This is a genomic window from Stenotrophomonas sp. 2YAF22 (assembly GCF_052114665.1).
Classification (GTDB): domain Bacteria; phylum Pseudomonadota; class Gammaproteobacteria; order Xanthomonadales; family Xanthomonadaceae; genus Stenotrophomonas; species Stenotrophomonas indicatrix.
The window spans coordinates 1-9,228 of record NZ_JBFRFE010000105.1 but is presented as its reverse complement, the minus strand read 5'-3'; the positions used below and the strand labels follow the sequence as shown (position 1 = coordinate 9,228).

The 9,228-nt window shown below is 66.3% G+C and carries 6 protein-coding genes and 1 pseudogene; all 7 read right to left on the bottom strand.

The window, feature by feature from the left end:
- Positions 1 to 343: pseudogene (locus AB4Y84_RS06505) on the bottom strand (NfrA family protein); the annotation flags it as partial.
- Complete coding sequence (locus tag AB4Y84_RS06500) at positions 340 to 2,487, bottom strand: glycosyl transferase family protein (protein ID WP_032978927.1); 2,148 nt, start codon at positions 2,485 to 2,487, stop codon at positions 340 to 342. The gene AB4Y84_RS06500 and the pseudogene AB4Y84_RS06505, both read right to left, overlap by 4 nt.
- 6 nt (positions 2,488 to 2,493) lie before the next feature.
- Entirely contained in the window at positions 2,494 to 4,695 is a 2,202-nt protein-coding gene (locus AB4Y84_RS06495) for a hypothetical protein (protein ID WP_442244683.1), read from the bottom strand.
- The gene (gene wecB, locus AB4Y84_RS06490; protein ID WP_442244684.1) at positions 4,692 to 5,873 is read right to left on the bottom strand and encodes a UDP-N-acetyl glucosamine 2-epimerase; all 1,182 of its coding nucleotides are present in this window, start codon (positions 5,871 to 5,873) and stop codon (positions 4,692 to 4,694) included. The genes AB4Y84_RS06495 and wecB overlap by 4 nt, the downstream gene beginning before the upstream one ends.
- A gap of 135 nt (positions 5,874 to 6,008) precedes the next feature.
- On the bottom strand, positions 6,009 to 7,205 hold the full coding sequence (pncB, locus tag AB4Y84_RS06485) for a nicotinate phosphoribosyltransferase (RefSeq protein ID WP_442244685.1): 1,197 nt from the start codon (positions 7,203 to 7,205) through the stop codon (positions 6,009 to 6,011).
- Between the two features lie 109 nt (positions 7,206 to 7,314).
- On the bottom strand, positions 7,315 to 8,154 hold the full coding sequence (locus AB4Y84_RS06480; RefSeq protein WP_312108533.1) for a glycosyltransferase family 2 protein: 840 nt from the start codon (positions 8,152 to 8,154) through the stop codon (positions 7,315 to 7,317).
- Positions 8,151 to 9,005: a glycosyltransferase family 2 protein gene (locus AB4Y84_RS06475; protein ID WP_312108535.1), complete on the bottom strand. Its 855-nt coding sequence runs from the start codon at positions 9,003 to 9,005 to the stop codon at positions 8,151 to 8,153. The genes AB4Y84_RS06480 and AB4Y84_RS06475 overlap by 4 nt, the downstream gene beginning before the upstream one ends.
- Positions 9,006 to 9,228: the final 223 nt, after the last annotated feature.

Sequence of the window (9,228 nt, the reverse complement as noted above, 5' to 3'; positions counted from 1 at the left end):
CAGCGGCCGCCGGCGCGGTGGCCAGCCCCGGCAACGCCGGATCCTTCAGCCCCGCATCCAGCGCACGCCGCGCCTGCTGGCGTGCCTCATCACTGCGACCGAGCTTCTGCAGCGAATAGATCTGCAGCAACCGCAGGCGCACCACATCCGGGCGCAGCCGCGATGCTTCGCCGGCCTGTCGCAGGGCCGTGCTGTAATCGCCACGCTCGTAGGCGGCGAACGCCTGCTCGGCCATGCGGTAGGCGGGCCCGGACAGCGGCAATGGCACGTCGGCCTGCGCGTATGCCGGGGCAGCGGCCGCCAGGGCAACGGCGATGACGGTGGACAGCAGCGAGGTCTTCATACCGTTGCAACTCCGGGAGGCGGCGACTGCAGCATCGCCGCGCGGCGGCGTTGTTCTTCCATCGCCTGGGCGATGGCGTCTTCGGTGGCGATGCCCCGCTTGACCAGGTAGTCGCCGATGCGTCCATCACGCTGGGGCTTGTACTCATCCAGTGCGATCTCGAAATGCGCGTGGTCGATCAGGCGCATTTCCACCAGCAGGTCGCCCAGCAACGGCACGGTATCGATGCGCCAAAGCTCGGCGCCACTGATCATGCGCAGGCCGGCGTTGATCTCGCTTTCGCGGGCAATGCTCTGCTCGACCTGGGCGTTGCCGGTTTCCTGCTTCAACAGGTCCAGTGCGGCCTCCGACAGTGGATTGGCCACGGCCAGCCGCAGGGTACCTTCCTGCAGGGGCGGCAACGGCAGCATGCGCCACTGCACGCAGGCGTCGACGCTGACCGGGAACCCGCCCCGGCCCAGATAATCGACGTCGATCACCGCACGCTGCAGGTCGCCCTGGAAGGCAATCGCCTCGGCCAGCGTTTCATCATCCAGCCAGCCCTGCGACAACAGGATCCGGCCCAGAGGCTGCTGGCGCCCGCCCTGCTGTTGCTGCAGCGCCTGTTCCAGGCGCTCGGGCTCGACGGCCTGCCAGGTGGTCAGCAGTTCACCCAGGCGCTTGCGGGTCTGCACCAGTGCTGCGGCATCGGGGAAATCATGCATGGTCTTGTCCCAGACCATGCGCTTGCCGAAAAACAGATAGGCCAGGAACATCCGCCATGCGCGCGCGGTGGCCATGAAATTGACCATGTTGCCGACCACCATGCGTGGGATCGACATCAACGCGTGTTCCCAGCCATACAGCCGGTTGACGAAGTAGAAGCGCTGCACCACGCGGGTGGCCAGGGCAGCGGTGGTCAGCAGCGCCACGTTCATCTGCCAGCTGCCCGCCTGGAACACGCTGGGGTACTGCAGGTTCCACACACCGGTCATCTTCAGCAGCCAGAACAGCAGCAGCTGCAGGAAGATCAGGTAGGCGATGATGCTGACAAAGGAGGTGATGATGCCTTTGCGATCGCGCGCCAGCAGGTACTTGGTCGCCAGCGAGCCGCGCCAGCCCAGCGTTTCCCAGCTCTGCAGGCCGATACCCAGTACCCAGCGCGCCTTCTGCCGGTAGGACGCACGGAAGTTGTCGGGAAAATACTCGCGTACGCACAGCGCCATCTGCTGGGTGCGCTCACGCACCGGCCCCCAGCCAAACCAGGACGGTCGCCGTACCAGGAACTGCACCGGGAAGCGGGCGAAGATCGAGTGCATTCCCATCGTCGCCAACCGTGCGCCGACGTCATAGTCTTCGGTCAGGCTGTCTGTATTGAACGGCTGGTTGCCGGTGGCCTCGCTCAGCGCCAGCAGCGCACGTCGCGAGAAACAGGTGCCCACGCCCGCCGACGGCACCATGCCGGACACGCTCTCGCGGACCACCAAGTCCTTGGCATGCCATTCGGCGAACTCATCCATGTACACGCCCGCCACCAGTTCGTACCACTCGCGGTCCAGCGAGGTCACCGGCAACTGGATCATGTCCTTGCGTGGCAGCAGGTAGTTGAAGAAACGCAGTTCCATCGGGTGCAGCACGTCTTCACTGTCGTGCAGGATGACGCCGGCGAACTCCATGTCGTGGCGCTTTTCGTAGTCGAAGATCGACAGGATCAACCAGTTCAGGCAATCGGCCTTGCTGGTGGGGCCGTCATGCGGCACTTCCACGCGGCGCAGACGCTTGTAGCGCCGGCGCATGCGCTCGACTTCGTCGATGGTCTGCTGGTCGTTGGGATAGGTGCCGACGAATACGATGTACTCGCGATAGTCGAGCACATCGATCATGTTCTCCACCATCTGCGCGATGACGTCGTATTCCATCCACGCCGGCACCATGATCGCCAGCGGCTGTTCCGGCCGCTGCAGCAGGTCCTGCTGGGTCAGCGGCTTGTACTCACGGCGCTTCTTGACCGTCAGCGTGCGCCAGCTTTCGCGGACCCAGTACCAGACGTCGATGAACAGGTCATCAAGGCTGGAAATCAGGATCAGCACGGCCACCGCCGCTGCCACTGTCTCCAGGGCAGCGTAGTAGTTGGCCAGCTGGATGTTCCAGAACAGACCGTCCACGGTCGATCAGTGCCCGGTGCTGGCAGACTTGCGGCGGCGACGGATCTGGGTGATGCGGGCGGCCGCCAGGGCGAGCACCACGATGCCCACCAGCAACAGCAGCCATATCATGTGCTGTTCCCATTTCGACTGCGGATTGCCCTCCTGGGCGATACGCGAACCGTAGGGATCCTGGCTGTCGAAATCACGGACGACGTTACTGCCGTCGATCACGGCGAGGTCGCCACGCAGCAGGCGGAACGGTGTGTCGAGCGTCGGACCCCGGGTGCCCAGATCGCTGTACAGCACACCGGTCTGGCCACCGGCAGTGGCCACCTGCACTGCAGCGGCGTGTTCCAACCCGGTCAGGTCCAGCAGCGGCTGCGGCTTGCCGGCAATCAGCAGCTGACCATTCTTCAGGCCCGCCAGCGAGACACCGGACGGTGCCAGCGCGAAGGCCAGGTAAGGCTTGGTCGGGCTGATCGCCGTGCCCGCATCCACAACCTTGAAGCTGGCTGCTTCCGGCGATGCGCCCACGGCGCTGGCGATGGCGATGACCTTGGCCAACGAGGTCGGCGCATCCTGCAGCCAGGTACCCGGCACGAACACTTCATTGGCATGCGCCAACTGGCTGGCCGCACCGATGAAGTCTGCGCCGAGCGTGCGCTTGGCCAGTTTCAGGTGGCTGCTGGGCAGGATCGACACAGGGAACGCGGTGGCTGGATCGTGGCAGTAAGGCCGCGCCGGCTGCCGCAGGAAGCTGACCCGCACTTCATTGCGGGCCGACAACGCGTAGGTGGGCACCTTGGCAACCAGCCGCTGCGGCTTGCCATCGGTGGACAGCACCTTTGCCCCGAGCAGGTAGTCGTTGAAATAGATCGTCGCAACCGCGCCCTGCCCGGCCGCATTGGGTGCAGCCGATACATCCAGCACCACCTCTTCCGGCAACCGGCCATCGGCCGACAATGCGCCCAGTTCGAAGGTCGCGCTGCGGTCGCCACGGGTGACGATGTCCTGCGTGCCGGCGATGTTGCCCAGCCGGCTCAGCAGCACGCGATCCCCTTCCATCGCCGGTGCGGTCGCCTGCGTGACCTGCAGCGAACGCCCCAACGCATAGTTGCGCCACTGTTCGGACAGCAGCCCTGCTACCTTGCCGCCGGCTGCCGGGTCGACCACCAGGGTCGGCCGTCCGGCAACGGTGGTCACGCTCACCGAGGCATTGGCCATCGGCTTTTCCAATGCCGCCATGTCGGCGCCGCGCCAGGTGCTGAAGGCGCTGGCGGCATCCGCGCCGCTGGCACCGACCTGCACGGCCAGCGCATCCAGTGCCGCCCGCACGCCGTTGCGCAGCGCATCGCTGCCGATCATCACATCGGCGGCGAGTGGGCCGCTGTCACGCAGCGACAACAGCGCACCGACTTCGGCCAGATCCTTGATTGCGTGCGCGCGCTCACCGGCTGCCAGCGCCGCGTAGGCAGGCACGCCCTGCAGACTGGCGGGAATGATGATGCCGGTCAGGTCCACGCTGTCGCCGACCTTGGGCAGTGCGACCACATCAACCTGCTTGCCTCCGGTCTGCAATGCTGCACCGATGCGCCACGCCGCATCGTAGGTCGATGCCTGCAGCGCCTTGCCCTCCACCAGCAGGCGCACGCGCGGCGGCAGTGCGCCCCAGGCCTTGGCCACGGTGTCCACCGCACGTCCATCGAAGCGATAGCTGAAGCGCGAATCCGGCGACAGCCGCAGTACGTTGGCTGGCGCGCTCTGGTCCGCGCAGCGGTAGTCGGAAACGATCGACCACCAGCCCACGCCGACACGGACGAAGCCGTTCTCGCGGGGCTCGCCATCAATGGCCAGCAGCTGGCTGGCGTCGCCCTGCGCGTCGGTGATCGAACGTGCCGCCATCGGATCGCCATCGACCGACCACAGCCCCGACGTGCGCCCGGTATGGCCACGCACATAGCGGCCATCCAGCTGCAGCTGCGCATCGCGGGTCGGCACGCCCACTGGTACGGGCAGGTAGACCTCGCGCTGGCTCTCCTGCCCGCTGAGCACCAGCGGCTGGCGGAAGCCGAGCTGGCGCAGCGTCATCTGCCGGCTTACCGTGCTGTCCCCGGTCCATTCGGTGAACTGGCCGGCAGCGCTGTCAGCAGCGGCAGCGGCAGCGGAGCTCGCCAGGGCCAGCACGGAGGAAACAACGAGGAAGCTACGTCGGCCGGTCTGGGTCATGGCGTCACTTCTTGCAGAGGAGAGGGAGCAAGACCGGCACGGTGGCCGGTGGCGAATTCGGGTAGTGGATGCCCACGCAGGGCTGCGACGATGCGCGCACTGGCTCGACCATCACCATAAGGACTGGCGTCGGGGTCGAAATGCGTCGAATGGGGTGGCTGTGCCAGCGCGGCGTTGACGGCATCGACGATCCGCGTCGGCGCGGTGCCGACCAGCTTCACCACCCCGGCATCGACCGCCTCCGGACGCTCGGTGACATCGCGCATCACCAGCACCGGCTTGCCCAGAGCGGGCGCTTCTTCCTGCACGCCGCCGGAGTCGGTAAGGATCACGTCGGCGCGTTGCATCAGGCGCACGAAGCTCAGGTAATCCTGCGGCGGTACCAGGTGCACGTTGCCCAGATGGCCCAGCTCGGCATTCACCGGGCCCTGCACGTTGGGGTTGAGGTGCACCGGATAGAGCACCTGCAGGTCTTCGCGCTGGGCCAGCTCGGCCAGTGCGCGGCAGATGTCCAGGAAGCCCTGGCCGAAACTCTCGCGGCGATGGCCGGTGACCAGCAGCAGGCGACGCTCGGGATCAAGCATCTGGAAGGGCGCATCGGCGCGCGCGCGCAGTGCCGGGTCGCGATCGAGCTGCTGTACGGTCTGCTGCAGGGCGTCGATGACGGTGTTGCCGGTCACCAGGATCCTGCCGCCCAGATGTTCGCGTGCAAGGTTGGCACGCGAGCTCGGCGTCGGCGCAAACAGGAAATCAGAGACGACATCGATGACGCGGCGATTCATCTCTTCCGGCCACGGCCGGGTGATGTCGCCGGTACGCAGGCCCGCTTCGACGTGCCCCACCGGAATGCGGTGATGGAAGGCAGCGACTGCAGCGGTCATCGCCGTGGTGGTATCACCGTGGACCAGCACGCGATCGGGCCGCACCTGCGCATACAACGCATCCAAGCGCTCGAACAGCTTGGCGCACAGGCCGTTGAGGGTCTGGTTGGGAACCATCACATCAAGATCGTGATCGGCGGTGATCTCGAACAGCGACATCACCTGGTCCAGCATCGCCCGATGCTGGCCTGTGGTGCAGACGATGGATTCGATATCCGGCGCCTCACCCAGCGCCTTTACCAGCGGCCCCATCTTGATTGCTTCAGGACGGGTACCGAAAACAGAAAGAACCTTCACCGCAGAACTCCCTCAAGACCTGCAAACATCCTGTACGCGGATCGTAAGCGATCTCGTGAAGTTCGGCCACGTAAATGTGATACGCATCACAAAGACGCGTAGCAAGCCGGATGAAGCAACTGACGCAGAGCGTCACTATGTGACGCTAGGGCCCGTTTCAGGAGGCAGTTCGAACACTTGCCGTAGGTAGGACAGGTAGCCCGGGTCGTCGCACATGCTCTTGCCCGGCGAGTCACTGAGCTTGGCCACCGGCTGGCCGTTGCAGCGGACCATCTTGATGACGATGTTCAGCGGGGTCGGCCCCAGATCGTTGGTCAGGTGGGTGCCCACGCCGAACGCCACCTGGCAGCGGCCACGGAAGTAGTCGTACAGGCGCATCACCTTGGTGATGTCGAGCCCATCGCTGAACACCAGTACTTTGCTGCGCGGGTCGACCCGGCGCAGCTGGAAGTGGGCCAGCATGCGGTCGCCCCAGTCGAACGGGTCGCCGGAATCATGGCGCACGCCGTCGAACAGCTTGCAGAAATACATGTCGAAGTCGCGCAGGAACGCATCCAGCCCGACCACGTCGGACAGGGCGATGCCAAGGTCGCCGCGGTACTCGCGCGCCCACGACTCCAGCGCCGCCACCTGCGAATCGCGCAGGCGCGGGCCCAGTGCCTGGAACGCCTGCAGGTACTCGTGGGCCATGGTGCCGTGCGGCGTCATGCCGTACAGGCGCGCGAAGTGCACGTTGCTGGTGCCGACCAGCTGCGGGCCCAGCGCATCGCGCAGCAGCGGCAGCAGGCGGGCATGCCAGTCGCGCGAGTAGCGGCGGCGGCTGCCGTAGTCGGCGATGCGGCACTGTTCGAAGCCGGGGGTATCGCGCAGCAGCGCGGCCTTGGCCTGCAGGCGGCGTTCGCCTTCGGCGAAATCCGCCGTGGTGGTGTTGCGGAACCAGACTTCGTTGATGATCGCCAGCAGCGGCACTTCGAACAGGATGGTGTGCAGCCACGGGCCGGTGATGTCCAGTTCGATCTCACCGGGTACGGTCTTCGATGCGCGCAGCTGGATGTACTTGCGATCCAGATGGAACAGGCCGAGGAAGTCGGCGAAATCCGGCTTCACGAAGCGCAGGCCACGCATGTAGTCCAGCTCTTCCTGGCTGAAGCGCAGACTGCACAGGTGGTCGATCTCTTCATCGATCTGGTCGATGTAGCGGGCCAGCTCGATACCGGGGGTGCGGCATTTGAAACGGTATTGAACCTGCGCGCCGGGGTGCTGGTGCAGCACCGCCTGCATCATGGTGAACTTGTACAGGTCGGTGTCGAGCAGGGACTGGATGATAGGCATGGGGGAATTATGCGCCCGTATGGGTGAACCGGGGTCCGCGATGGAGGCGGGCCCCTCACGCGCTCTGCAGTAGATCCACGCCATGCGTGGAGGATCCTGTGGCAGCGCGTTACAGCGACCTGCGCAGCAACCTCGGCACCTGCACCAGGGCATGGGCCCAGATCGCCCCCCACACTGCCACCCGCACCGGCAACGACCGCTGCGACGCCTCGAACTTGCTGAAATAGCGCCACAGCCCGCGATGCTTGTGCCATTCCACGAAGAACGGGCGCGAACGGCTGGATACCCCGCGCACGTGGGTCACCTTCAGGTCGTTGGCGATGGCGACCACGCCACCGGCCTCACGCACGCGGCGGCACAGGTCCAGGTCTTCGGCGTGCAGCCGGTAGCCGGCATCCCAGCCGCCGATGCGATCAAACAGGGCGCGYGGCATCAGCAGCAGCGCACCGGACAATGCCGGCACCTGCTGCAACGGCTGCGCCGGGTCGCGGGCAATAGCCAACCGCGCGCCACGACCGGGCGAGCGCAGCATGGCAAGGAAGTCCGGATCACGGCGCCGCACCGCGTCATCGGCCTGCCCGTGTTCGTCCACCTGCTCCACCCCCAGCAGACTGTCGCCCACCGCATTGGCGCGGTCACGCAGGGCTGCCAGCGTATCGACTTCGACCATCAGGTCCGGATTGATGAAGGCCAGCCACGGGCTGCGTGAATCGGCAACGCCCTGGTTGTTGGCCGCGGCGAAACCGGGATTGTCCGGGTTGGCGATGAAACGTACGCGCGGATCGTGGCTGGCGTGGCGCTGCACGACTTCCAGGGTGTCATCCAGCGATCCATTGTCGACCACCCGGATCTCGGCCACGTCCTGCGCCTGGCGCAGCCGCGACAGGCAGGCATCGATGGTGCTGCCGCTCTGGTAGGTGACGACGATGGCGGCAATGGCGGAATTCAAACAGGCGGCTCCAACGGTGATGGCGGGACGAACAGGTCGCCCTGCCCGCGCGGCATTATCGCCTGCTGCAGGCCGTGCTGCAGGTCCTGGCGCAGCGTGTGCAGCGGATCGTGCATCAGGAAGTCAGCCAGCCGCGGTACCCAGCCTGGCCAGCGCGCGGCCAGTGCTTCCAGATCGCCGTCGCGGCTGGGCGCTTCACTGGCACGGCTGACGAAGGCGTTTTCGCACAACACGTTGCGCCAACCGAGACCGGCCATGCGCAGGCTCAGATCGACCAGCGCCGCGTTCCAGCCCAGGTAACTTTCTGCATCCAGGCCACCGGCGCGCCGCCGTGCATTGGCGCGCACCAGCACGGCGTGGGTGACCGCCGAAGGGAGTTCAGGATGCAGGGTCGGCAGCGCGGCGCAGACATGGGCCAACAGCGCTGGGTCGTCCGGTTCGGGGTTGAGCTCACCCAAGCGCGGCCACGCCGCAGTTTCGCCCACGTTGCACCACGGCGTGGCCGTGGCAATGGCCGCGTCGCGTGCAAACGTGGCCTGCAGCTGCTGCAGCCATCCCGGTGCAGGCACGCTGTCCGGGGCCAGCACCGCGACGTCCAGGCCATCGCAGGCACGCAGCATTTCGTCCAGGTGGGCAACCTCGCCGAGTGGCCTGGCGCGGCGGGTGTATTCGGCCTGCAGCGGGGTGTGCGCCAGCCAGTGTTCGACCACCGCCTGTGCGCGTGGCCCGGCCTGCGCGTCATCGGCCAGCCAGATCGATGTTCCCGCTGCGGTACCGGCATCAAGCGCGGCCAGGCAGCGGTCAAGCACCGCGTCGTCCACGCCCAGCGGCAACAACACGATCGCCCCCATCCCGCCTCCGTGGTTGTCGGTGGCCACAGCCTAGCACCGGGAGGGTATCGGCCGGGTTGCACCCGGCACCTGCAGAGGCTTCAAGCCAGGGCCGAAGCAACAGCAACAGCTGGGTTCCTGGGGGATGGCGGGGTGGTGTCGGATTGCGGGGACGCCGTAAACCCATCCATGGGGGCTTGGCAGCCGCATCCATGCGGCTGACACCCCGCAATCCGACACCGCC